This is a genomic window from Dactylosporangium sp. NPDC000555, from assembly GCF_040300025.1.
Taxonomy (GTDB): Bacteria; Actinomycetota; Actinomycetes; order Mycobacteriales; family Micromonosporaceae; genus Dactylosporangium.
This window is the reverse complement of the sequence record NZ_JBEPDB010000073.1, coordinates 24,447-48,322: the sequence shown is the minus strand read 5'-3', so window position 1 is coordinate 48,322 and position 23,876 is coordinate 24,447. Positions and strand designations below refer to the sequence as shown.

Below are 23,876 nucleotides of genomic sequence, written 5' to 3'. Positions count from 1 at the left end.
GGCGACGCCCGTGGTGTCCCCGCCGCCGCCGGCCCCGCCGCGCGCGTCTGCGGGCGTCTGCGGGCGCTGCGCGCGTGTCCGCGGGTCAGCGCGCCGACAGACGGCAGGACCGCTCCACGAGCCCTCAGCGGCCGCCACCGGGCCCAGCCGCGACAGCGCGAGGCTCGGGACACCCTCGCCGAGGCGTTGCGGTGGTGGGCGCGGGCACCCCAGCAGGCCCAGGAACCGCGCAACCCCACGCCACGAGCACGGCACCACCGAGACCGACGCCATGCGCAACGCAGCGGGCGCGGGCACCCCAGCAGGCCGAAGACCGCGCCACCCCGCGGCACGATCACGACGCCGTGCGCAAGGTGGTGGCGCGGGCGCCGTCAGCGGCCGGGGTCGGCGCCGGCGTTGACCTGGATGATCTGGCCCGTCACGTGGCCGGCCGACGGCGACGCCAGCCAGAGCACCGTGGCTACGACGTCCTCCACCGAGTCGGCCCGGCCGTTCGGTGTCCGGCCGGCCGGCGTGTCGCGGCGCTCGTCGCTCACGCGGCCGGCGAGGAACTCCGTCTCGTCGATGAGGCCGGGGGCCACCACGTTCACGGTTGCGCCCAGGCGGCCCAGCGAGCCGGCCAGGTCGATCGCATACGGGTGCAGCGCGGCCTTCCCCGCCGTGTAGGAGCCCGAGCTCGAACCTCGCATCGCCGCGATCGAGCTGACCAGCACGACCCGCGAGTCGCGGGACAGCAGGTCGCGCAGGGCCTCGGTGAACAGCGCCGCGGTCAGGACGTTGGCGCGGAAGCTCGCGGTCCAGTGCCACGCCGCCCACGCCACCGCGCCGGCGCGGCCATCGCCCTGTGGCAGGCCGTCCGGCGGGCTCAGTTCGGCATTGTTGACGAGCACGTCCACGCGGCCGTATCGGCGCTCGACCTCGTCGGCCACGCGCAGGGCGCCCTCCGGCTCGGCGAGATCGGCCACCACGGGTACCGCATCGATCTCCCTGGCGGCGACGTCGAGCGCCTCCGCGCGCCGGCCGACGACGACTACCTCATCACCCTCTTGGCGGAACCGCCGCGCGACCGCGCGCCCGATGCCTGTCCCGCCACCGCCGACCACCACGATCCGTGCCACGACGCCTCCCCCGTGTCGTCTGGCTCACACGGAGCAAGGCTAGCGCCTGGTTCATGACTGAGGCGGGGCTGCGGCGGGCCAGATTCCGCCTGGCAGCATCCCGCGCAAGATGAACCAGGCGCTAACGCGGTGAGATGCCCTCGACGGCGAGCGCGAGCAGCCGGCGAAGCAGCGCGGGGCCTTCTTTCGACCCGTCGCCGGACCGCTCAACCGAGCGTTCACTGGCCCAGGCGACCCCGCCGGCCAGCGCGATCAGCTCGTTGGGGGTGACGTCGGCGCGCACCTCGCCGGCCGCCTGCGCCCGCTCCAGCAGCCGCGCCCCGGCCGCCCGCATCGCGGCGCACGACTCGTGCAGCGGCGACCCCTCGTCGTGCAGCGCCGCGAGCACCGACTCGGGCAGCCCCCGGTACTCGCTCGAGCCGCTCGCCATGCGCCCCAGCCACTCGACCAGAGCGGAACGGGCGTCGGCGGCGGAGTACAACTGGACCGCCTCCTCGCGAAGACGGTCGAACCCGTCGCGCATCAGCGCCTCGAGCAGCGCCTCGCGGGTCGGGAAGTGCCGGTACAGGGTCCCGATGCCGACCCCGGCCCGCCGCGCGACGTCGCGCAGCGAGGCCTCGGTACCGTGTTCGGCGAAGGCCTCCCGCGCCGCGGCGAGCACGAGCTCGTAGTTTCGCCGCGCGTCCGCGCGCACCGCCTCGCCCACCGCCGTACCCTCCGATCCGGAGCGCCGCTCCGAACATTCAGCCTACCGACCAGCACCCCGGAGACGACACCGTGACCCCACCGCCGCTCCACGTCGGCTGCGCGATGTGGACCCTCAAGGCCTGGCAGGGCCGCTTCGTGGCGCACCCGCTGCCGGCGGGCGAACGCCTGCGAGCCTATGCGGGCTGGTGCAACGCGGTCGAGGGCAACACGACGTTCTACGCGACCCCGTCCCGCGAGACCGCGGCCTCGTGGGCGCAGCAGACCGATCCGGCCTTCCGCCTCCTGCCCAAGCTGCCGAGGGCCGTCACGCACGAGCACCGGCTGGCCGGGGCCGAGGAGGAACTGCGCGCCTTCCTGCACGCGATCGAGCCGCTGGGGCCGCGCGCCCACGCACTGTGGATCCAGCTGCCGGGCTCATTCGCCCCGGCGGATGTGCCCGCGCTGTCCGCCTTCCTGCGCCGGCTCCCGGCGTCGTACCGCTACGCCGTGGAGGTCCGCCACCCCGCCTTCTTCGCCGACGCGCGGGCGACGCGGGAGCTCGAGGCGGTCCTCACCGCCGCCGCGGCCGAGTGGGTCCCGTTCGACACGACCTCGTTCTTCCAGACCCCGCCGACCAGCGACGCGGAGCGCGACGCCTGGACCAAGAAGCCGCGCACGCCGCTGCGCGAGGAGGCGCTGACCGGCCATCCGATCGTCCGGTACCTCGGCCGCGACGATCCCGCGCGGACCGTCGAGGGCTGGCGGCGCTGGGTGGGCGTCACCGCGGCGTGGCTGCTCGAGGGCCGCTCGCCGACGGTCTTCATCCACACCCCGGACAACGCCGACGCGCCGGAGCTGGCTCGCCGCTTCCACGACGAGGTACGCGCCCGCGTGCCCGGTCTCCCGCCACTGCCCGACCCGGAGCCGATCGAGCCGCTGACGCTCTTCTGAACCGATCCGCGAAGGGGCCGGCGCCCCGGGTGAGGGGCGCCGGCCCGGTCGGGGTTACCGCGGACTCAGCAGTGGCCGAGGTCTTCCCAGTTGGCGGTCCAGCCGGGCTCGGAGCCCTGGGTCCACCACTTGGCGCGCCACAGGTGCTTGCCCTGGCCCGATGGCGGGCCGTTCGGGTCGCCGTTGGCGCTCTTCTCGTGCTTGACCGTCTGGCCGGCCGGGTACGCCGCGCTGATCGACCACTCGGGAGCGGTGGAGCAGTCGGTGGCCGGCGGGTTGGACACCGACGGCGACGCCGACGGGGAACTGGACGGCGACGCCGAGGTCGACGGCGACGCGGAGCCGGACGGGGTCACGCACGGGCCGGACGAGTCCACCGTGTCGGTGAACGTGTTGCCCGCGCTGCGGTAGGCGGCCGCCTGGGCCGTCGCCTGGCTCGGGGTGAGGACCTGGTTCTTCGCGTACAGGACCCAGTCGACCTGCTGGATGTAGGTGCTCAGGCCGCCGGTGTGCGCCGCGGTGTCGATGAACCACAGGTTCCAGTTGATGGTCATCGTCTGGCGCGGGTAGAACTTGCCGGAGTGGTCGCCGACCTGCCGGCCGTCGATGTAGTAGATGACGTGACCGTCGGAGACGGTGGCGACCAGGTCGTGCCAGCCGTCGAGGCTCTGCCGCTGCTCCGAGTGCACGTTGTCGGCGTACCACGGTTCGTTGCGGTACGTGTACCAGGTCGTCTGGTAGTTGATCGGCCCGGTCTCGCCCCACCCGCCGTTGGGCAGGTACTCCGAGAAGTCCAGCTCGCTGTAGGTCGGGTCGAGATCGCCGTTGAGCGGGCTGATCGTGAAGAACGTCTCGTTGATATGGTCGCCGTCGTTGCCGCTCTGCGGCGTGTCGGTGAAGCGGATCCGGCTGGCGTAGGTGCCCTCGAGGTACCGCTTCTGGCTGCTGTAGAGCTCGGCCTGGTTGGTTCCCCCGCCGGTGCCGTCCGTGGACGCGGTCAGCTGCATGACCTTCTGACCGCCATTGGTCGGGAAGGAGATGCTGTTGGCCGACCAGGTGGCGCCGGGCACGCCCGGGCCGCCGGAGTAGGTGCGCGGCACCCACCCGTGCGCGGTCAGCGCCGGGTCCGCGGACGAGCTGTAGTTGAAGTCGTCGAACAGGTATCCGCAGTTGTTCGCGGCGGCGCTGGCGGTGCCGACCGTCGCCGCGGTGATGGCGGCCGCGCCGATCGCGCCGACGAGCGCGATGCCGGACACAGCCGCCAAAGATCGACGTTTACCGATTGACATGAGCGGAGTCCTCCCAATTGCGAGGGGATGGGGGGAGTTACTTGACCGCGCCGGCGGTCATACCGGCTCGGATGTGGCGTTGGAAGGCGACGTAGGCGGCGAGCACCGGCAGCATGGCGATCGTGAGGCCGGCGAACAGTCCGCTCCAGTCGCTGCGGTAGCCCTGGCTGACCGACAGGGAGGCCAGGCCCTGCGCCAGGACGTACCGGTCCGGGTCGGGATTGAGAACCAGCGGCAGCAGGTACTGGTTCCACAGCCCGAGGAAATTGAAGATGCCGATGGCAACCAGGCCCGGCCGGGCCATCGGCAGCATGACGCGGAAGAACACCCCGGCGTGCGAGCAGCCGTCCATGAACGCGGCCTCGGCCACCTCGCCGGGCAGCGTGCGGAAGAACGAGTGCAGGAAGAACACGGTGAACGGCAACGCATAGGCGGCGTACACCAGGATCAGCCCCTGGTACGTGCCGAGCAGGTGCAGCTGCTGCACCACGAAGAACAGCGGCACGAGGGCCAGGAACACCGGGAAGAACATGGCCACGACGAACGTGTAGTAGACGATCCGGTTGCCGCGGAAGTCGTACCGCGCCAGCGTGTACGCCACCAGCGAGCCCAGCAGCATGGTCAGCAGCAGCGCGCCGCCCACGACGACGAGGCTGTTGAGGAAGTACCGGCCGATGTCGGCCTGGCTCCAGGCGCGCGACCAGTTCTCGAAGTGCGGCGTCGTCGGCACCGACCAGGGGTTGTTGAGGATCTGCTCGTCGGTCTTGAACGAGCTGAGCACCGCCCACAGCAGCGGCAGCGCGGTGACCACGCCCCAGCAGAGCATCGCCAGGTGGGGAAGGACCCGTTTCACGCGAGTTCGGTCCTCTCCTTGCGGCCCGCCCGCAGCGCGAGGACGGCCAGCGTCAGCGTCGCGAAGAACAGCGCGACCCCCATCGCCGAGGCGTAGCCGAACCTGCCGAAGGTGAAGGCGTTGCGGTAGAGCGACAGCCCGATCACCTCGGTGGCGCCGTCCGGCCCGCCCGGTCCGACGGTCATGACCTGCACGATGGCGAACCCGTCCAGGGCCGCGATCCCGAGGTACACGAACGCCACCTGCACGGTGTCGCGCACCAGCGGCAACGTGACCCGGCTGAAGGTGGCCCAGCCGCTCGCGCCGTCCAGCATGGCCGCCTCGAACAGCTCCCTCGGGATCGATTCGATCGCCGCGCTGAACAGCACCATGTAGAACCCGACCGACGACCAGACCAGCACTGCCATCACGGCCGGCAGCGCCAGGGACGGCTCGGCCAGCCAGCTGCGGGCGAGCGAGGACAGCCCGGCCCCGCGCAGCACCGCGTTGAGCAGGCCGTTGTTCGGGTTGTAGATGAACTGCCACAGCACCGCGATGACGACCAGCGACAGCAGCTGCGGGAAGAAGTACACGATCTGGTAGACGCGGGAGCCCGCGATGCCCTTGCGGCCGTCACGGCCGCCCAGGTGCAGCATGCTCGCCAGGAACAGGCCAAGGGCGATCGTGGCCAGCGGCACCACCACGAGCATGACGGCGTTGTTGCGCACCGCGTCGAGGAACAGGGAGTCGCCGCCGAGGCGGGCGTAGTTGCCCACCCCGACGAAGTGCGCCTCGCCGGCCACGCCGGTCCAGTCGGTGAGCGAGAGGTAGAACGCCTGCGCGTACGGCGACAGCACGAAGACCACGTGTAGCACCAGGGCCGGCACGAGCGCACCGAACAGGAACCGGAGCCGACCGTGCTTCATCAGCGGGTGTACTTCTTGACGCTGGAGTCCTTCGCGAGCGCGTCGGCGGCCTTCTGGATGCGCTCGGCCCACTCGGCGGGCGTGGCGCGCTTGTTCACCAGCTCGCCGGTCGCGTCGTCGACGGCCTTGGCCAGCGGCGCGTACCAGGTGCGGAAGCGGTAGGTGAAGGCCTCCTTGCCGGCCGCGGTGACCGCGTCGCGGGTCGAGCCCAGGCCGCTGGAGAGGGTCAGCCCGTCGGTGGCCCCGGCCACCGACGGCAGCGTGCCCGCGCTCTGCGCGAACGCCTTCGCCGACTGCTTCGAGAACAGGATCCGCAGGTACTCCATCCCGCCGGCGGGGTTCTTCGCCTTCGCCGGCACCAGGAACGACTCGGAGCTGGCCGCCTGCACCGCGGCCGCGCCCATCTTGTCGCTCGCCGTACGCGACGGCACGGCCCCCATCACCATGTCGAAGCCCTTGGGCGCGACGTCCTTCTGCTCGCTCTCCAGCCACGAGCCGCTCGGGATGAACGCGGCCTTGCCCTGGCACCAGGCGGCCTGCGCCTCGGTGTGCGACAGCGCCTCCGAGCCGCTCATGATGTAGCCCTTGCCGGCCAGCTCCGCGAACGCCTCCGCGGCGGCCTTGAGCCCGTCGGCCTTCCACGCGTTGGGCTCCAGGTTGTCCACGGCCTTGACGAGGTCCACGCCGCCGGTCTTGGCCGCCATGCTCAGCAGCGGGTCGTTGATGTACTCCGGATACTTGCCCTGGTAGGTCCACGGCGCGACGCCGGCCGCCTTGATGGTGGCGCAGAGCGTGAGCATCTCGTCCCAGGTCTTCGGGTAGGTCCAGCCCTTGCTCGCAAACAGCGGCTTGGAGTACCACAGGCCCCACACCGTGTAGGTGAAGTTCAGCACCAGGACCGACTTGTCGAAGGTGCCGTCGTCGACCACGCCCGGCAGCAGCGTGTCGCGCACCTTGGTGTTCGGGTCGTCGAACGAGGGCGCGTCGAGCAGCTCGGCCAGGTCGGTCAGCTGCCTGGCCCCGACCAGGGTGGCGAGGTCCAGCCGGCCGGCGCCGGTGTTGTCGACCACGTCCGGGGGCGTGTTGGCGACGAAGCGCGGCTGCAGGGCCTCGCCCACCTTCTGGATGCCCTTGTGCTCGATCGGCGCCTTCGGGTACCTGGACTTGTAGAGCTCCTCGGCGTGCTTGGCGTAGTCGTCGCCGTAGCCGCCCTTGAAGACGACGACCTCGAGCGGGGCGTCGTCCTTGACGCCGAGCGGGTTGTCCGCGCTCTTCGCCCCGGTGTTCGCGGCCGGCTTGTCGTCGTTGCCGCCGCTGGTCACACAGGCGCCGAGCAGCGGCGTCGCGACGGCGGCCCCGAGGACGGTTTGCAGGACGGCGCGCCGGCTGGGATAGGTTGACACGGAAGGTGAGGGGTTCATGACGGGCTCTCTCCCTTTATGCGGTACGCCGGATGCGCCCGGCGTACCGCGCCTCGAGTGCTGCGTTGTGCTCCCGTCCGCCTGGCACGTTGTCGGACAGGTAGACCGGCGGCGTGATGCCGAGCGCCAGCAGGCGCGCCACCACCTCGGTAACGATCTGCTGCGCCAGCAGCGCCGCGGTGATCGAGGAGACGGCCCCGACCGCGCCACCGCCGGGCAGCGGCAGCGACGCGTCGCCGTAGGGCGCACCGTTGTCGAGCACCACGTCGGCGAGGTCGCCGAGTTTCAGGCCGCTCTCGTGCCGCGAGTCCACGCGCGAGGAGTGCTGCAGCGACGTGATCGCGATGAGCGCGTGGCCCCGCTGCTTGACCAGCTGAGCCATCTCCACCACGGCGCCGTTGACGCCGGAGTTGGAGGCGATGACGAACGTGTCGTCGGGCTTGACGGGGGCGAGGTCGTAGAGCCGGTGCGCGACGCTCGGCGTGCGCTCCAGCCGCGGGTCGGCCAGGGCGCTGACGGGGTCGCCGCCGTAGAGCACGATGTCGCGCAGCGCGATGCGGTTGGTCGGCACCAGGCCGCCGGCCCGGCCGGCGATCTCCATGGCGAGCGCCTCGGAGTGCCCGCAGCCGAACGCCTGGATCACCCCGCCCGCCCGCACCGTCGCGGTCATCAGGTCGGCGGCGTGCGCCACCTTGTCGCCCTGGGTGGTCCCCACGCGCTCGATCGCGGCGCGGATCACCTCGACGTAGTCGGCACTGCTGATGGTCACAGCGGTTTGTCCCTCCGTGGTCGCTTGCGGTTGTTGGTCGTATCGGGCACCCGGTGCGCGTCGACAGCGCGCACGGTGAGCTCGAGGGCCTCGGCGGTGCGCTCATAGGTGCGCTGCGCCACCGCGACGTAGATGAGGTCCAGGACCAGTAGCTGCGAGTGCAGCGCGGAAAGGGCCGCGACCCGGAAGGTGGTCTCGTGGACCGAGGTGGTGAACACGACGTCGGCCACCTCGGCCAGCGGCGTGCGCCCGAACGACGTCACCGCCACCGTCATCGCCCCGTGGTCGGCGGCCTCGGCGAGGGTCTCGATCACCTCGCGCGTCCGGCCGGAGTGCGACAGCCCGATGGCGACGTCGCCCGGGCCCAGCAGCGCCGCGTTGGTGAGCGCGGTGTGACTGTCCGAGCGATACCACACCGGGACCCGGATGCGCTCGAGACGGAAGGCCATCTCCCGGCCCGCGGTGCCGCTGGAGCCGAGCCCGAAGATCTCCACCCGCCCGGCGCCGGCGATCGCCTCGGCGACCCGCTCGACCGCGCCGACGTCCAGCCCGGCCGCGGTCGCCTGGATCGCCCTGGTGTCCGCCGCGGTGATCACCCCGAGGACGTCGCCGAGCGGGTCCTCCGGCGCGATGTCCCCGCTGATGTCGGTCTCCCAGCGGGCCTGCTCGGCCCGCCCGGTCTCGGTCGCGATCGCCACCCGGAGGTTCGCGTATCCCTTGAAGCCGAGCGTGCGGCTGAACCGTGTGACGGTGGCCGTCGAGGTGCCGGAGCGCTCGGCGAGGTCGACGATGCTCGCGTGCGCCGCCGTCTCCGGATCGCCCAGGATCGTCTCGGCGATCTTCGCCAGGGCGTCCGGCATCGTCGGCCCCTCGATGCGCAGCCGCCCGAGCAGCCCGCCACTCTCACCCGTCACGTTCGGTCATCCTTTTCATCGTGTCGTCTTGGCGATGAAAATTACGACCACTTGAACTTCTAGTCAATAAGCATTTTCTATGCTTCCATCGACGCCATGGCTGACGTGGTGGGCCCGGCGGCGGGCTCCGTGGTGGTGGGCATAGACGCGGGCGGCACCGCGTCGAGGGCCGTGGTCACGGACGTGTCGGGCGTCGTGCTCGGCCGCGGGACCGCCGGCCCGGGCAACCCGTCGGCCGGCGGACCGCCGGCCGCACGCGCCATCGGGTCGGCGCTGCGGTCGGCGCTCGGCACCCTGGACCCCGCCTCCGTCGTCGCCGGCGTGGTCGGGGTCGCGGGGGTCAGTGCCCTGACGGACCCGGCGGTCGCCGCCGCGTTCGCCGCCGAGTGGCGGTCGCTGGGCCTGCGCTGCGAGATGGCGGTGGTCGGCGACGCGGTGACGGCGTTCGCCGCGGGCGGCAGCTGGCCGTCGGGGGCGGTGCTCATCGCCGGGACGGGCGCGGTCGCCGCCCTCGTCGAGGGCCTGGAGGTCACCCGGGTCGCCGACGGGCTCGGCTGGCTGCTCGGCGACGAGGGCTCGGGGGTGTGGCTGGGGCTACAGGCGACCCGGCTGGCCGCGCACCGCTGGTCCGCTCCCCTGGCCCGCGAGGTGGCCGCGCACGCGGGCGTCGCGACACGCTACGACCTGGTCCGCTGGGCGGGCGCCCTGCCGCCGTTCGGCGCCCTGGCCCCGCTGGTCTGCGAGCTGGCCGACGCGGGCGACCCGGACGCCCGAGCGATCGTCGCCGACGCGGCCGCGCGGCTGGTCGCGACGCTGGACTCGCTCGCGGCGCCGGCCGCCCCGGTGGTGCTCGCCGGCGGACTGCTGGTCGCCGACACGCCGGTGCGCCGCGGGGTCCTCGCGACCCTCGAGGCCCGCGGCACGACGCCGGGCACGGCGGGCGACCCCGCGCTGGGTGCCGCCCGCCTCGCCGCGAGGGGCCGCGACGCCGCGCACTCGTAGCGCCTGTCTCAACCACTCAAACGCAGGCCTCGGCGCGGGTGAGCAGGAGCGTGCGCTCGCGCTCGTTGCGGGTCATCGCGGCGGCGCGCTCGAACTCGGCGCGGGCCTCCGCGTGGCGGCCGAGACGGAAGAGGAAGTCGCCGCGGACCGAGGGCAGCAGGTGGTACCCCCGCAGCGACGGCTCCTCCAGCAGCGGATCGAGCACCGCCAGGCCGGCCTCGGGTCCGTCGGCCATCGACACCGCGACCGCGCGGTTGAGCTCGACGATCGGCGACGGGGCCAGGGCTGCGAGCCGGGCGTAGAGCTCGGCGATGCGCGCCCAGTCGGTCTCCTCGGCGGTGCGCGCCCGCGCGTGGCAGGCGGCGATCGCGGCCTGCAGCGTGTACGTGCCGCCGCCCAGCTCCTCGGCGCGGGCGAGGGCGGCCAGGCCGCGACCGACGAGCAGCCGGTCCCAGCGGCGGCGATCCTGCTCCAGCAGCATGACGGGCTCGCCGTCCGGGCCGCAGCGCGCGGCCGAGCGGGACGCCTGGATCTCCAGCAGGGCGATCAGGCCGTGCACCTCCGCCTCGGCCGGCATCAGCCCGGCCAGGATCCGGCCGAGGCGCATCGCCTCCTCGCACAGGGCCGGGCGCATCCAGTCGTCGCCGGCCGTCGCGGAGTACCCCTCGTTGAAGATCAGATAGATGACCTCCAGCACCGAGGAGAGCCGCTCGGCGCGGGCCGGCCCGGTGGGCAGCTCGAAGGGCACCTTCGCGTCGGCGAGCGACTTCTTCGCGCGGCTGATGCGCTGGCCCACCGTCGCGTCCGGCACGAGGAAGGCCCGCGCGATCTCGTCGGTGGACAGGCCGCCGAGCATGCGCAGGGTCAGCGCCACCCGGGCCTCGGGCTTGAGCACGGGGTGGCAGGCGGTGAAGATCAGCCGGAGGAGGTCGTCCTCGATGGGGTCCTGTTCGAGTACCGCGTCGAACTCCGAGGCGTCCGTGTGCTCGTCCACCGCCAGCGCCGGCAGGTGCCGCTGCAGCACCTGCCGGCGGCGGATGGTGTCGATCGCGCGGCGCTTGGCCGTGGTCGTCAGCCAGGCGCCGGGATTGCGCGGAACACCCTCGGACGGCCACTGCTCGAGCGCCGCCACCAGGGCGTCCTGCGCCAGTTCCTCGGCGAGGCCGACGTCGCCGACGAGCCGGGCGACGCCGGCGATCACCCGCGCCGCCTCGATCCGCCAGACCGCCTCGACAGCACTTTTCGCGTCGGTACCCGTACTCACGGGCCCAACATAGTGCGCCCGGCTACTCGAACTCGGCGACCCTGCGCACCTCGACCTCGATGTCGTGGTTGAACAGCGCGGCGAAGCGCGTGGCCCACTCGACCGCCTCGGCCTGGTCGCGCACCTGCAGGATGGCGAAACCGCCGATAACCTCCTTGGCCTCGGCGAACGGCCCGTCGACCACGGTGGTCTGCCCGTCCTTCTTCGTGATGACGGCCGCCCCGCCCGAGCTGGGCAGCAGCCCCTCCGCCGCGAGCAGCACCCCGGCCTTGCTGACCTCCTCCATGTACGCCCCGACCGCCGCGAAGTCCTCGGGCGTCGCCTGCCACAGCGCGGCGTTCGAGTCGTCGAGCTTGTGCATCAGCATGTACCGCATCGTCGTGTTCCTCTCGGTATGGTGGCTGACCGTTGCTCAGCCTTCACTACCGCGTCGAGCGGCGCCCGCCGTCTTCGACAAACTCCGGAGAGGAATTTTCGATGCGCGTCCTGTTCGCGTTCGCGGGTGGCAACGGCCACCTCCAGCCCCTGCTCCCGCTCGCCGACGCCGCCGCGGCCCGCGGCCACACCGTCGCGTTCACGGGCAGACCGGCCCTGCTCCCCAAGCCCTTCGAGGGCTTCCCCGGCGGCGACGAGCCGGACGGCGAGCGCCGCCCGCTGCTCCGCGTCGACCGCGACCGCGAGGAGCGCGAGTTCCGCGACGGCTTCGGCGGCTGGATCGCCCGCGAGCGCGCAGCCGCCACCAGGGAAGTTGCACAGCGCTGGCGCCCCGACGTCATCGTCTGCGACGAGACCGACTTCGGCAGCATGATCGCCGCCGAGGCGCTGGGCATCCCGCACGCCTCGGTCGTGGTGCTCGCCGCCGGCACGTTCGGCCGCCCCGACGGCCTCGCCGAACTCCTCGACAAGACCCGGGCCGCCCACGGCCTGCCCGCCGACCCATCGCTGGCGATGCTCGACCGCCACCTGGTGATCTCCCCGGTGCCGGCGAGCTTCCGGGCCAGCCCCGGCGCGAAGCCGATGCGCCCGATGCCGCTCGTCCCGCCCGCGCCGACCACCCCGCCGACCGTCTACTTCACGCTCGGCACGATCTTCAACACCGAGTCGGGCGACCTCTTCGCGCGCTTCCTCGGCGGCCTGCGCGACCTGCCGATATCGCTCGTCGTCACCGTCGGCGGCGGGATCGCCCCGGCCGAGCTGGGCCCGCAACCGCCGAACGTGCGCGTCGAGCGGTACATCCCGCAGGCCGACCTGCTGCCACGCTGCTCGGCGGTCGTCTCGCACGCGGGCTCGGGCACGGTGGTGGGCGCGCTGGCGCATGGGCTGCCGATGGTGCTCGTGCCGATGGGCGCCGACCAGCCGGCCAACGCGGACCGCTGCGAGGCGCTCGGCATCGGCGTCGCGCTGGACGCGGTGGACAGCACGCCGACCGAGGCCGCCGAGGCTCTGCGGGCGGTGCTGTGGCAGCCCTCCTACCGCGAGGCGGCGCAAGCCCTACGCGCCGAGGTCGCCGCCATGCCCGCACCAGCGGAGGTACTCCCCCTGCTGGAGGCCTTGCGCTGACCCTCCTCGCCGCCGGCTGCTCGGTAAGCGCGACGACGAGGTCCAACATGGCGCGCCGCTATAGCGTGGAGCTCCAACCCGGCCGCCGATCGACGCGCGACCCACTCAAGGTCTCCCAGACGGCCTCGTCCGTCGGCGATGGCTATCACGGGCCGGCTCAGGGGCTGTCGATGGCGCCGGTCAGGCGCAGAACTCCTCCCAGCGACGCGCGTGTGCTCGGCCGAACCAACTCGATCGGAGGACGCCCAGTAAGCGTGTAGACAACATACCGACTGAGCAGATTCAGGCGGTAAGAGCGTCGACGAGGTCCAATATGGCGCGGCGCACCCGGGTGTGGCCCAGTTCGGCAGCTACAGCGTGGACGTGTTCGGCGGCGAGCGCGGCGAGCAGGGTGTGTGCGTCTGCCTGCGGATCGGCGCGGCCGGACAGTAGTAGTGAGACGTGACGGTGCCAGAAGCGGTATGCACCGATCCGGTAGCGCGCGCCAGGTGAAGCGGTCTCCGACATTCGTACCAGCGGCAGGTGGGCCAGCAGGTAGTCGAGGTAAGCGGCCACGAACGCCCGGAGCCGTTCACGCGGGGTCGGGTCATCATCGGGTTTCCCCGGTCCCAGCGGCGCCGAGCCGAACAGGATCGACTCCTGCAGGGTGCGTTCCTGTTCGTCAAGCAGCGCGACGGCCAGTCCGGCTTTGTCCCCGAACCGGCGAAACAGCGTGCCCTTGCCGACTCCCGCGGCAGCGGCGATCGCGTCCATGGACACCGCATCGACGCCGTGCTGGCGGAAGAGCGCAGCCGCCGCGTCCAGCACGACGGCCCGGTTGCGGGCCGCATCGGCCCGCTCGGTGGGTGGTGAGGTGCGCAACATCAGCAGCTCATCGATCGGACTAGCAGAACCGGACCGCAGTCCGGTAATGTCTTGAGGCACAACCGGACTATAGTCCGATTTCTTGGAGGCTGCCATGACCACCCTCATCGACCGCGAACAGCTGCATACCGAGATCAAGGCCGGCGTCGTCACCGTGGTTGACGCGCTCGGTGGCTACTACTACGCCAAGCAGCACCTGCCCGGCGCCATCCCGCTCGTCGAGAACGACGTTGCGGAGCTCGCCGGCTCGCTTCTGCCGGAGCGGGCCGCCCCGATCGTGACCTACTGCTCCAACCCGGCCTGCCCGAACAGTCAACGAGTGGCCGACAAGCTCATCGCCCTCGGCTACACCAACGTGCGCAAGTACCGCGAGGGCATCGAGGACTGGGTGGCAGCCGGCCTACCCACCGAATCCGGCCAACTCACCGGCTGATCCACCCCAGACAGGCGGGAACGCCCAGTCCCATCCCCGGCGTTCCCGCCTGACCGGCGCCATCGACAGCCTCCGAGCCGGCCCATGATCCGCAGCCGACCGGCGCGGACCGCACTGCGTCGATGTCCGCAGACGCACGCAAGACAACCGGTCGCGCCTCCGTCACGGCGGAGGAGTCCATGGAGCTGGCCCGGCTAGGACTGCGCGGACTGACTCTCGGCTGAGAGCCGCGTCGGGCGGCGGCACCGCCACGAACGACGCCTGACAGGCTCTCAGCGGCGATGGCCGGAAGCCGACCGATTGATCGACATCACAAAGGGAGACCTCGAAGTCGGGTCGAGTCCGATACGGTGAGCCGATGCAGCGGCTAACCGATGCGACGGTGCTGGCGGTCGGCAGGCTGACTTTGGCCGCGACCGAATTGGAATATCTCCTTGCCTGGATCGGCGCCGATCAGGCAGGCGGCGATCCCGCGGCGGTGTTCGTTCTTCCCGGCGAGTCGTTGCGGGCCGCGCGCGGGTCGGTCCAGTTCGCGCCTCCGGAGCATCGTGCGCAGTTCATCGGATTGGTCGAGGCCGCCGCGATGTACTTGACGCAAAGCCAAACGGCCCTGCGGGCAATGTGGTTCGAGAGCGGCCGCGTGAACGCGGCGACGTTCGACGAGATCGCCGGGCTGCTGCTGCGATGTCGAGACCAGTTGCAGGCGCTCCTCGACGAGGTGAATCACGCGCCGACCGCTTGACCTCCGCCCGCCGCAACTCCAGAAGCGGGCCAGCGGCGCAGTTCGTTAGCGGCGTCGGAGAGTTCCCGGCGCAGGCGCGGGTCCAGGTCCGTGCGGGCCAGCATGCTTTCGGCCAACCCCAGGGCCCGCCCACTGTACAGCGGGAAAGCCAGCCGGACGACCTGCAGCGCCGCGAGCGGGTGGCGGCCCTCCAGCATGGCCGGGAGATCGGCGAAGTAGCGCTCCACGTAGGCGTCCGTCAGCGCCTCCTGGCCGGGCTGACGGAACGCCCCCGCGTTCGCCACGGCGAGGCGCGGGTTCGGGTCGTGGACGAGGGCCTGCCAGGCGCGAGCCTTCGCCTCCGCCGACGGGAGCGCGGCCCGGCACGCGACCGCCCGCTCCACCCCCTTCGCGCTCGGGTCCAGGCGCTCCCCGGCGGCGATCTCCGCCTCGCCCGCGGCACCGAGCGCGACCAGGCGCAGCAGCAGCGACCAGCGCAGGTCCGCGTCGACGACGAGGCCGTCCGGCGCGCCGGGACCGTCGAGCCAAGCCCGCAGCATCGGTACGTCGCCGAGACCCGCGACGCTGACGAGCGCCCGGGCCGTCGCGAGCTGCCGGCCGGTCCCCGGCGCGGCACTGGCGAGCGCGCCCGCGCAGACCTCGGCGAGCGGGCCGAACGGGACGAGGCCGCGCCGCGCGAGGGCGTCGCGGGCGAAGGCGAGGACCTCGTCGAAGACGCCCTCCTGCCGCTCGGTGGGCAGCGCGGCCACCAGCAGCGCGAGGAACTCGGCGGCGGGCAGTTCGCCGTCGCGGACGCCGTCGATGACGCCGGTCCAGACCACCGCACGGGCGAGCGGGTCGTCGAGGTCGGGCAGGACGGCGGGCAGGGCTGCGCGACCGAAGGGGTCGAAGCGGATCTTGGCGTAGGTTTCGTCGCCGTCGTTGAGCAGCAGCACGGTGCCGGCCGGGGCGGCGGCCAGGCCCGGGATCGTCGCGTGCGTGCCGTCGATGGTGAACGGCACGCGCAGTACCGAACCGTCCGAAGCGTAGGCGGAGACCGTGAGGCGGTGCGGTCGCAGCGGGCGGCCGGTCTGCTCCACCGCGAGGCCGGCGGCGCGCGAGGGCACCGGCCGCAGGGTGTTGACGCCACTGCTGCGCAGCCAGAGCTCGGCCCAGCCGGTGAGGTCGCGGCCGGCCGCGGCGCCGAGCACCGCCAGCAGGTCGGTCAGGGAGGCGTTGCCGAAGCGGTACCGCCGGAAGTACTCCCGCAGCCCCGCGAGGAACGCGTCGTCGCCGACGTGCGCGGCGAGCTGGCGCAGCACGGCGGCGCCCTTGGCGTACGAGATCCCGTCGAAGTTCTGCAGCGCGACCGCGGTGTCGGCGACGCCGTCGGGGGCGACCGCGTGCGTCGAGGGACGCTGGTCGGCGAGGTAGCCCCAGCGCTCCCGCCAGATCGCGAAGTCGGCCGCGGCGTCCGGGTGCCGGCCGGTCTCGGCCGCTACCCGCCAGCCCATGTACTCCGCGAACGCCTCGTTGAGCCAGACGTCGTCCCACCAGCGCAGCGTGACGAAGTCGCCGAACCACATGTGCGCCATCTCGTGGGCCATCACCACGAACCGGCGGTGCCGCTCACTGTCGGTGGCCCGGGCGCGGAACAGGAACTCCTCCCGGTAGGTCACCAGCCCCGGGTTCTCGACGGCGCCGCCGGAGAACTCGGGGACGAATGCCTGGTCGTACGCGCCGAACGGGTACCGCACTCCGAAGAGCTCGTGGTAGCGATCGAAGCTCGCCGCGGTCGCGCCGAACAGCTCGCCGGCGTCGGCGTCGAGGTAGGGCGCCAGGCTGCGCCGGCACAGCAGGCCGAGCGGGATGCCGTCGTGCTCGCGCTCCAGCACGTGCCAGGGGCCGGCGACGAGGCTGAAGAGGTACGTCGACAGCGGCGGCGTGGCCTCGAACTCCCACCGTCCGCCTGCGCTCCCGGTCAGGCCCGCCCGCAGCGGCGCGTTGCCCCGCACCGTCCACCGCTGCGGCGCCAGCACGGTGAGCGCGATCGGGGCCTTGAGGTCCGGCTGGTCGAAACAGGCGAAGATCCGCTGCGCGTCGTCGAGCGGCGCATGCCCGTACAGGTAGACCTCGCCGTCCTCGGGATCGACGAACCGGTGCAGCCCCTCGCCGCCGCGCGAGTACGGCGCGACGAACTCGACCTCGAGCCGGTTCTCGCCCGCCAGACCGGTGAGCGCCAGCCGGTTGTCGTCGCGGCCGACGCCGTCCAGCGCCGCCCCGTTGAGCTCCGCCCTGACGATCCGCCCGCCCTTGATCTCGGCGAACGTGCCCGCCCCGGGCTCGGCACAGCCGAACTCGACCACGGTCCGGGACACGAACTCCTCGTCGCCCGTGAGGTCCAGATCGACGGCGTAGGAGTGCACGCGCAGCAGCCGCGCGCGGCGGGCCGCCTCGGCGCGGGTCAGACTCGGCATGTCAGCACGGTACCCGCCCGAACCATGACCCCCGGAACAGCGATCCGGGACATTGTTCCCGGGCACTCGGGACGCGGCAGCGGTGCGGCCCGGGTCGGGACGCCGGGACCGTACGGGCATGACCACTGCGATCAGCTGCGGGTCGCCGACCGCGCCCAGGCCATCGTCATCGCCCGCGACGCCGGCCTGAACGAATGATCCACTCGGCGACGCCGAGGTTGACGAGCCAGCCCGCCAGCAGGGCCACGGCGCGCCACGGGGTGTAGCGCGGGTCGGCCTCGTCCAGCGCGATGAACAGCGGCACGCTCGTCAGCGCCTGGGTGCCGGCGCCCATGCCGATCGCGTAGCCGCGCAGCATCCAGGCGCGGTGTGCGCGGAAGTCGCGGCGGCGCGCGGCCAGGAAGCCCAGAACCAGTGCGGCGAACATGGCGGTGCCGAAGACGTACCGGAAGACGCTGAGCGCGGTGTTGTCGGTCGTTGGCAGCGGGTAGAACGCGGTCATCCACAGGCCGGAGGCGGCCACGGCCAGGCCGCACACCACCAGCACCCGGCCCGCCGCCCGGTGCCAGCGGCGGTGCCGGGCGCGCAGGCCCGGCGCGAGCTGAAACGCGCCGAGCACGGCGAAGGTCACCGCGCCGATGATGTGGATGATCACCGGGACCGGCATGTCGACGAAGCGGGCGTTGCCGGGGGTGCGCTCGGCGCCGCCGGTGAGCTCGGCCACGCGAAGGCCGCCGGCCGCGGACGGGACGAATGCCAGCAGGAGCAGGCCGGCGATGATGGGCCAGTCGCGGCGCCTGTGGCCGCGCTGCGGAGCGGTGACGGTCGTCATGAGCACCGATGGTGAGACCGAAACCGGCGCGGCTCATCGGAACTTGGGCCGCAGCCGGGCCGCACCAAAGTTCAGGTGCCCGGTCGGACGCGATTCGTCTCGTACGCCCACATCGCGATCTCCACCCGGTTGCGCACGCCCAGCTTGAGCATCAGCGCGGTGACGTGGGTCTTGACCGTGCTCAGCGTAATGAACAGCTCGTCGGCGATCTCGTTGTTCGTGCGGCCCCGCGCCACCCGGGCCAGGACCTGCTCCTCGCGGTCGGTCAGGGGCTCGACCGGCTGGCGGGGCGGCGCGGACGGTCCGGTGTCGGCGAACGCCCGCAGCAGGCGGGTCGTGACGCTCGGCGCGATGAGCGCGTCGCCGTTCGCGGCGGCATGCACGGCCTGGGCGAGCAGGGCGGGGCCGGCGTCCTTGAGCAGGAAGCCTCGCGCGCCGGCGCGCAGGGCGGCGTACACGTACTCGTCGAGGTCGAACGTGGTGATGACCACGACGGCGATCGGATCCTCGACGGCCGGGCCGGCCAGTTGCCGGGTCGCCTCCAGCCCGTCCATGCCGGGCATGCGCACGTCGACCAGGCACACGTCGGGGCGCAGGCGGCGGGCCAGTTCGACGGCGCGCCGCCCGTTGGCGGCCTCGCCGACCACCTCGATGCCGGGCTGCGCGTTGAGGATCATCGTCAGCCCGGTGCGGACGATCTCCTGGTCATCCGCGACCAGCACCCGCACGGTCACCGGCCAATGCTACGGGCGGGATGGCACCCCCAGATCCGCCGAAAGTACGACCGGCGACGAGAACCCCGGCGAGCGCGGGGACGAGCGCGACGCCGAACGCGGCGAGATATGCCGCCGGGCCGGCATCGACGAGCGCGGCGAAGAGGGAGCCGCCGATGGCGAGCGCGACGGTGGTCAGCAGCGCGTCGGCGACCTGCAGCGCGGAGCTGTTCACGCCCTGCTCGGACGGGGCGGAGTAGCGCAGGACGAGCGTCGCCGTGGCCGGGGCGGCCAGGCCCATGCCGAATCCGCCGAGGCACCAGCCGGCGACGACGACGGCCACCGGTACGCCCGCGAACGCGACGGACATCGCGGACAGCACGCCGGCCGCGATGCCGGCCGCCCCGAGCCGCAGCCGGGCGGCGTCCGACAGCCGCTGCGCCTGCCGCGCCTGGACCCATGAGCCGGCCGACCAGAACAGCGCGCCGGCGGTCACGGTGAGGCCGGCGAGCGCGGGGCTCAGGCCACGCTCGCGGGTGAGCATCAGCGGGATGAAGACATCGGCCTGCACGAACGCGGCGCCGGCCAGGCCGCGCAGCAGCACCACGCTCGGCAGGCCGCGGGCGGCGGCGAGGCTGCCGGCCGGCAGCAGGCGCGAGCCGCACACGAGCGCGACGACGAGGCCGGCGGCGAGCACCGCCAGCCCCTGGGGTGAGAACCGCTGCCCGCCGACGTACAGCGCGAGCACGCCGGCCGCGGTGCCGGCCGACAGCAGGAACCGCTTGTTCGTCGAGGTCCTCGCGGCATCGGGCGCGACGCCGCCGACCGTGCGCACGCGCGGCCAGATGAGCAGCATTGACGGCACCGCGGCGAGGACGACGAGCAGGAAGACCCAGCGCCAGCCGACGTACTGCACGATGACGCCCGCCACCGCCGGCCCCGCGATCGCCGGCAGCACCCAGGCCGCGGCGAGCGCCGAGAACACCCGGGCGTGGGACTCCACGGGATAGGCCCGTCCCACCACCACGAACAGCGCCACGTTGACGAGCCCGCCGCCGAAGCCCTGCACCAGCCGCCCGGCCACGAGCGCCCACATGTTCGGCGCCATCCCGGCGATCAGCAGCCCCGCGCAGAACAGCGCGACGCCGGCCGCCGCCGGGCGGCCCGGGCCGGCGCGGTCGCTCCACGCGCCGGCCAGGACCATCCCGACCACACTGGTGGCCAGGGCGCCGCCGAAGGCGAAGCCGTACAGGGCCAGGGCGTCCCCGTGCGCGTCCAGGGCCCGGGCCACGGACGGCATGGCCGCGGTGACCGCCACCGCCTCGAAGGCCACGAGCGTGACCAGGGTCACCATGCCGACGGTGAGCGTACGTCTGTCCTCGTTCTCCACGACCGCAACCTCGCACCTCAACAACACTTGAGGTCAAGTCCGCGGACGGGTACCGAGAGAGACCTCCCCGTCGCGCTCCGCGCGCATCTCGGCACGACCCGGTGATCCCGGACACCTCGATCCGTCGATCCCTTGACATGGGAGCGTTCATCGATGTGTCATGCCGGTCACAGAGCGGTTCTCGTTGGGTTGCCGCCGCCGCAAGACGACGCACACGGGGACGACGGAACGCTTGCGAGACGTGCCGGGCCCCGCGCCGCCACGGGGGGCCCGGCACCCTCTCAGTCGTGTTGCAGCCCGTGTGGCAATCGAGGCGTGTCGCCCTTCTCCACGATCACGAACTGCCCCATCATGCCCTCGTCCTCATGCTTGAGAACGTGGCAGTGGAACATGTACGCCGTGGTCGGATCGGCGTAGTCGGCGAACCGGGCGATGATCGAGTACTGCCGCTTCGACTCCAGGAAGATCGTGTCCTTCCAGCCTCCGAGCTCCGGCGGCGGCGCGGCCCCGTCCACCGACAGCACCTGGAACTGCACGTCGTGGATGTGGAAGCTGTGCGGCGTGTCGTGCCCGTTGGACACGTTCCACACCTCGGTCGTGTCCTTGACGATCACCGCGTCGACGCGACCCATGTCCATGCCCTGGCCGTTGATCTCGCGGCCCTTGAACTCGAACGTGCGGATCTGCGCGGCCCGGCCCGGGTCCAGCCGGGGCGTGGCGACCAGGGCCTGCGGCAGGGTCGCCGGGGTCAGGGTCGCCGCGGCGCGCAGCTGCAGGATGTCGAAGGAGTCCTGGCCGCCGTTGAACTTGCTCTGCAGGTCCGATCCGAGCGGCCGGACGCTGCGCAGCGTCACCCGCTCGCCCGGCTTGAGCGCCACCACGATCTCGGCGCGCTCGCCGACGGACAGTCGCACGTTGCTGGTCATGTGCGGCCGGTCGATCAGCCCGCCGTCGGTGCCGACCAGCGCGAAGGGACGGTTGTCGGCGAGGGCGAAGTTGTAGACGCGGGCGGTGGAGGCGTTGAGCAGCCGCAGGCGGACCAGCTCGGAGCGCACGTCGAGGTATGGGCCGGGGGTGCCGTTGACCAGGATCTCGTCGCCGAGCACGCCGATGTCGCCGCCGAAGCGGCCGGACATGCTCAGCTGCGCGCCGTCGAAGTCCTTGTCCTGCACCATGACCGGCACGTCGTCGACGCCGTAGTCGTGCGGCAGCGCGCGCTGGGCGGGCTCGTCGTCGTCGACGATGAACATGCCGGCGAGCCCCCGGTACACCTGCGTCTCGGTGCGCTCGCTCGGGTGCGGGTGGTACCACAGCGTCGCCGCCGGTTGATCGACCGTCCACGCCGCCTGGAAGGAGCCGCCGGCCGGGATCGGGCGGTGCGGCCCGCCGTCGACCTTCGCCGGCAGGTGCATGCCGTGCCAGTGCACCGTGGTCGGCTCGGCGAGGGCGTTGCGCACGTTCACCACGACCCGCTCGCCGCGCTTGGCCCGCAGGGTCGGGCCGAGATAGGCGCCGTTGTATCCCCACGTGCGGGTCGAGCCGTGCCCGAGGTCGCTGTCGCCGGGCTGCGCGCGCAGCTCGAAGACCCGCCGCCCCTCGCCGTCGACGCTCGACGCGGCCAGCGGTGGCACCGACAGCGGCCGGGTGAAGTCCACCCGTTGATCCAGCGGCGGCCGGGCGAAGAACCAGGTGATAGCGGCGACCCCGCCCCCGCAGCAGAGCAGCAGCAGGCCGAGGCCGCCGAGCAGCCACTTACGCACGATCGTTCCTCCTACACGTAGCTGAACTACATGTAGACTCTCTTCTACTCACGCCGCGGGTCCAGACCCGAGCCGGCAACCCGGGGAAACCTCAGGGTCCACCTCAGGGTCTATTCGGACCGCGCCGCGCGCCCCTGCGGTCATACTGAGTCGGTGGTTACCGCCGACCCCATCGACGCCTACATCACCGCCATGCACGGCGCCCTCCGCGGCCCGCGCGCGGCAAAGGCCGACCTGGTCGCCGAGGCACGCGACGGCCTGATCGACGCCGCGGCCCGCTACGAGGACGACGGCCTGGACCGCGCCGCGGCCGAGCGCGCGGCGGTCGAGGAGTTCGGCTCCGTCGCCGACCTGGCCCCCGAGTTCCAGCGCGAGCTGGCCCTCGCACAGGGCCGGCGGACCGCGATCCTGGTCGGCGCCGCGATCGCGACCCAGTCGGTGATCTCCGAGCTCGCCTGGCGGCATGCCGCGACGGGCTGGACGTGGCAGCCCGGCGGTGCCTACGCGATCCTGGCGAACACCGTCGACTACGTCGCCTACGCCGTGGTGGCCGCCGCCCTGCTCGTCGCGGTGGCGTGCGGCATCGGCAGCCGATACGTGGACGTGGGCCGCGCGTTCGTGCGCGCCACCGGCATCGCCGCGCTCGGCGTCGTCGTCTTCTTCGTGCTCGGCGGGGTCGCGCTGTCGGCGTTCAGCCCGATGTGGAGCGGCCACACCGACGGCACCTCGCCGCTGTCGATCGCCGCCTCGACGCTCACGATGACGCTGCCGGCCTGGATGGCGTACTCCGGCCTGCGCTGCATGCGCGCCTCGACGACGGACTAGCTAGGCATCACGGCACCGGGTCGACGGTGCCCCGCAGGGTCGAGGGGTTGCAGCGGCGGATTCGCGCCGCGGTCAGCCGGGATCCCTCCACGAGGCCGTAGCGCCGCACCGCCTGCAGGCCGTAGTCGCTGCAGGACGGGACCTGCCGGCAGCGGGTGGGCAGGTGCGGGGAGAGGAAGCGCTGGTACCCCCGGATCGCGGCCATCCCGGCGCGGCCCGGACGGCTGGCGGCGCCGCGCGGCGGGCGGCTCGGCGCCGAGACCGCCATCAGCGACAGCAGCGAGCCGAGCATGAACGGGCCGCAGTCGCAGAAGTCGAGATCGCAGTCGGGCCCGCAGTCGCGGTCACGCCGGCGGCGGCGCTCCTGCCGGCGCGTCCGCCGGTTCGCCCGGATCTCCCTGATTCGCATGGCGGCGATTTTCGGCAGCCATCGCGCGGTCATCAAGCTTTGGTCGTGGTTCCGACCCCGTCCATGAGCAACCGGATCAGGCGCTCTGCGCGCTCGTCGCCGGCCGGGCCCGGCTCCACCACCATGCCGGCGCCGTGGCCGATGCGCAGCAGGTCGCTGCCGTCGATGTCGGTGCGGGCGACGCCGGCCTTCTGGGCGCGGGTCAGCAGCGTACCGACCGACCAGCGCAGCATGTCGTGGGCGCCGATCATGAGCTCGTCGTCCTTGTCGTAGATCGCCTTGAGGGCGTCGGACAGGCCACGGTACCGCCGCAAATGCTCGATGAACGCGCGCAGCCACGCCTCGAGCGCCGCCACCGGGTCCGGCTCACCCTCCACCAGGCGCGCGGCCTCGTCGCGCAGCAGCACGATCCGCTCGTGGAACACGGCGTCCAGCAGGTGCTGGCGGGTGGGGAAATGGCGGTACAGCGTGCCCGGGCCCACGCCGGCGCGCTTGGCGATGTCGTCCAGCGACGCGTCCGCGCCCCGCTCGGCGACGGCCTCGCTCGCCACGGCGATGAGCCGGTCGTAGTTGCGGCGGGCGTCGGCGCGCTGCGGCCTGGCGATGGGCGGCATGCAACCCCCTTGCTAAGCGGAGACCGTCTCCGTATTGTCCAAAGAGCGGAACCGGAGACCGTCTCCCGTTAAGCGTAGTTCCGCGCACTCATCATTGCCCAGGGA

General features: G+C 72.5%; 24 protein-coding genes. 6 read left to right on the top strand and 18 right to left on the bottom strand.

Annotated features, from left to right (window positions below; all coding sequences use genetic code 11):
* Window positions 1-371: 371 nt before the first annotated feature.
* Together ABT297_RS32705 and ABT297_RS32700 are read right to left on the bottom strand one after the other, a co-directional pair.
* Window positions 372-1,118: an SDR family NAD(P)-dependent oxidoreductase gene (locus tag ABT297_RS32705; RefSeq protein ID WP_350556274.1), complete on the bottom strand. Its 747-nt coding sequence runs from the start codon at window positions 1,116-1,118 to the stop codon at window positions 372-374.
* A gap of 121 nt (window positions 1,119-1,239) precedes the next feature.
* Complete coding sequence (locus ABT297_RS32700; RefSeq protein ID WP_350556273.1) at window positions 1,240-1,824, bottom strand: TetR/AcrR family transcriptional regulator; 585 nt, start codon at window positions 1,822-1,824, stop codon at window positions 1,240-1,242.
* A gap of 71 nt (window positions 1,825-1,895) precedes the next feature.
* On the opposite strand from ABT297_RS32700, the gene ABT297_RS32695 reads away from it, so the two are divergent.
* Entirely contained in the window at window positions 1,896-2,756 is an 861-nt protein-coding gene (locus ABT297_RS32695; RefSeq protein WP_502885686.1) for a DUF72 domain-containing protein, read from the top strand.
* Window positions 2,757-2,821: 65 nt separating this feature from the next.
* On the opposite strand, the gene ABT297_RS32690 is transcribed toward ABT297_RS32695, so the two are convergent.
* The 6 genes from ABT297_RS32690 to ABT297_RS32665 all read right to left on the bottom strand — a co-directional run bounded on the left by ABT297_RS32690 (window position 2,822) and on the right by ABT297_RS32665 (window position 8,907).
* Entirely contained in the window at window positions 2,822-4,012 is a 1,191-nt protein-coding gene (locus ABT297_RS32690; RefSeq protein WP_350556272.1) for a glycosyl hydrolase, read from the bottom strand.
* Between the two features lie 70 nt (window positions 4,013-4,082).
* Window positions 4,083-4,871, bottom strand: a complete 789-nt coding sequence (locus ABT297_RS32685) for a carbohydrate ABC transporter permease (RefSeq protein ID WP_350556276.1) — start codon at window positions 4,869-4,871, stop codon at window positions 4,083-4,085.
* A gap of 23 nt (window positions 4,872-4,894) precedes the next feature.
* Entirely contained in the window at window positions 4,895-5,803 is a 909-nt protein-coding gene (locus ABT297_RS32680) for a carbohydrate ABC transporter permease (RefSeq protein ID WP_350556271.1), read from the bottom strand.
* Window positions 5,803-7,224: an N-acetylglucosamine/diacetylchitobiose ABC transporter substrate-binding protein gene (ngcE, locus tag ABT297_RS32675; protein WP_350556270.1), complete on the bottom strand. Its 1,422-nt coding sequence runs from the start codon at window positions 7,222-7,224 to the stop codon at window positions 5,803-5,805. The genes ABT297_RS32680 and ngcE overlap by 1 nt, the downstream gene beginning before the upstream one ends.
* Window positions 7,225-7,240: 16 nt before the next feature.
* Entirely contained in the window at window positions 7,241-7,993 is a 753-nt protein-coding gene (locus tag ABT297_RS32670; protein WP_350556269.1) for a sugar isomerase domain-containing protein, read from the bottom strand.
* On the bottom strand, window positions 7,990-8,907 hold the full coding sequence (locus tag ABT297_RS32665; protein WP_350556267.1) for a MurR/RpiR family transcriptional regulator: 918 nt from the start codon (window positions 8,905-8,907) through the stop codon (window positions 7,990-7,992). Before ABT297_RS32665 ends, ABT297_RS32670 begins: the two co-directional genes overlap by 4 nt.
* A 96-nt stretch (window positions 8,908-9,003) precedes the next feature.
* On the opposite strand from ABT297_RS32665, the gene ABT297_RS32660 reads away from it, so the two are divergent.
* Complete coding sequence (locus ABT297_RS32660) at window positions 9,004-9,909, top strand: N-acetylglucosamine kinase (RefSeq protein WP_350556266.1); 906 nt, start codon at window positions 9,004-9,006, stop codon at window positions 9,907-9,909.
* Between the two features lie 16 nt (window positions 9,910-9,925).
* Here the strand turns inward: ABT297_RS32660 and ABT297_RS32655 are convergent, their stop codons facing one another.
* Together ABT297_RS32655 and ABT297_RS32650 are read right to left on the bottom strand one after the other, a co-directional pair.
* Window positions 9,926-11,173 carry an RNA polymerase sigma factor gene (locus ABT297_RS32655; RefSeq protein ID WP_350556265.1) on the bottom strand — a complete coding sequence of 416 codons (1,248 nt, stop codon included), beginning with the start codon at window positions 11,171-11,173 and terminating at the stop codon, window positions 9,926-9,928.
* Between the two features lie 22 nt (window positions 11,174-11,195).
* Entirely contained in the window at window positions 11,196-11,549 is a 354-nt protein-coding gene (locus ABT297_RS32650) for a YciI family protein (RefSeq protein ID WP_350556264.1), read from the bottom strand.
* Between the two features lie 101 nt (window positions 11,550-11,650).
* Between ABT297_RS32650 and ABT297_RS32645 the strand changes: the two genes are divergently transcribed.
* Complete coding sequence (locus tag ABT297_RS32645) at window positions 11,651-12,733, top strand: glycosyltransferase (RefSeq protein ID WP_350556263.1); 1,083 nt, start codon at window positions 11,651-11,653, stop codon at window positions 12,731-12,733.
* 282 nt (window positions 12,734-13,015) lie between these two features.
* On the opposite strand, the gene ABT297_RS32640 is transcribed toward ABT297_RS32645, so the two are convergent.
* Window positions 13,016-13,693 (bottom strand): TetR/AcrR family transcriptional regulator, encoded by a 678-nt coding sequence (locus ABT297_RS32640; protein ID WP_350556262.1) that lies wholly within the window; start codon window positions 13,691-13,693, stop codon window positions 13,016-13,018.
* Between ABT297_RS32640 and ABT297_RS32635 the strand changes: the two genes are divergently transcribed.
* The gene (locus ABT297_RS32635; protein ID WP_350556261.1) at window positions 13,692-14,030 is read left to right on the top strand and encodes a rhodanese-like domain-containing protein; all 339 of its coding nucleotides are present in this window, start codon (window positions 13,692-13,694) and stop codon (window positions 14,028-14,030) included. The two genes, ABT297_RS32640 and ABT297_RS32635, sit on opposite strands and share 2 nt — an antisense overlap.
* A 358-nt stretch (window positions 14,031-14,388) precedes the next feature.
* Complete coding sequence (locus tag ABT297_RS32630) at window positions 14,389-14,772, top strand: hypothetical protein (protein WP_350556260.1); 384 nt, start codon at window positions 14,389-14,391, stop codon at window positions 14,770-14,772.
* Here ABT297_RS32630 and pepN read toward each other — a convergent pair.
* From pepN to ABT297_RS32605, 5 genes are all read right to left on the bottom strand, one after another.
* Complete coding sequence (gene pepN, locus ABT297_RS32625; protein WP_350556259.1) at window positions 14,754-17,228, bottom strand: aminopeptidase N; 2,475 nt, start codon at window positions 17,226-17,228, stop codon at window positions 14,754-14,756. The two genes, ABT297_RS32630 and pepN, sit on opposite strands and share 19 nt — an antisense overlap.
* A gap of 166 nt (window positions 17,229-17,394) precedes the next feature.
* The gene (locus ABT297_RS32620) at window positions 17,395-18,060 is read right to left on the bottom strand and encodes a DUF2306 domain-containing protein (protein ID WP_350556258.1); all 666 of its coding nucleotides are present in this window, start codon (window positions 18,058-18,060) and stop codon (window positions 17,395-17,397) included.
* A 71-nt stretch (window positions 18,061-18,131) separates the two neighbouring features.
* Window positions 18,132-18,794, bottom strand: a complete 663-nt coding sequence (locus ABT297_RS32615) for a response regulator (RefSeq protein ID WP_350556257.1) — start codon at window positions 18,792-18,794, stop codon at window positions 18,132-18,134.
* Window positions 18,766-20,163: an MFS transporter gene (locus ABT297_RS32610; protein ID WP_350556256.1), complete on the bottom strand. Its 1,398-nt coding sequence runs from the start codon at window positions 20,161-20,163 to the stop codon at window positions 18,766-18,768. The genes ABT297_RS32615 and ABT297_RS32610 overlap by 29 nt, the downstream gene beginning before the upstream one ends.
* A gap of 281 nt (window positions 20,164-20,444) precedes the next feature.
* A complete protein-coding gene (locus ABT297_RS32605) occupies window positions 20,445-21,923 on the bottom strand; it encodes a multicopper oxidase family protein (RefSeq protein WP_350556255.1) in 1,479 nt (492 codons plus the stop codon).
* A gap of 153 nt (window positions 21,924-22,076) precedes the next feature.
* On the opposite strand from ABT297_RS32605, the gene ABT297_RS32600 reads away from it, so the two are divergent.
* On the top strand, window positions 22,077-22,748 hold the full coding sequence (locus tag ABT297_RS32600; RefSeq protein ID WP_350556254.1) for a permease prefix domain 1-containing protein: 672 nt from the start codon (window positions 22,077-22,079) through the stop codon (window positions 22,746-22,748).
* A 7-nt stretch (window positions 22,749-22,755) separates the two neighbouring features.
* On the opposite strand, the gene yidD is transcribed toward ABT297_RS32600, so the two are convergent.
* Window positions 22,756-23,157 (bottom strand): membrane protein insertion efficiency factor YidD, encoded by a 402-nt coding sequence (gene yidD / locus ABT297_RS32595; RefSeq protein WP_350556253.1) that lies wholly within the window; start codon window positions 23,155-23,157, stop codon window positions 22,756-22,758.
* A 32-nt stretch (window positions 23,158-23,189) separates the two neighbouring features.
* A complete protein-coding gene (locus ABT297_RS32590) occupies window positions 23,190-23,771 on the bottom strand; it encodes a TetR/AcrR family transcriptional regulator (RefSeq protein ID WP_350556252.1) in 582 nt (193 codons plus the stop codon).
* Window positions 23,772-23,876: the final 105 nt, after the last annotated feature.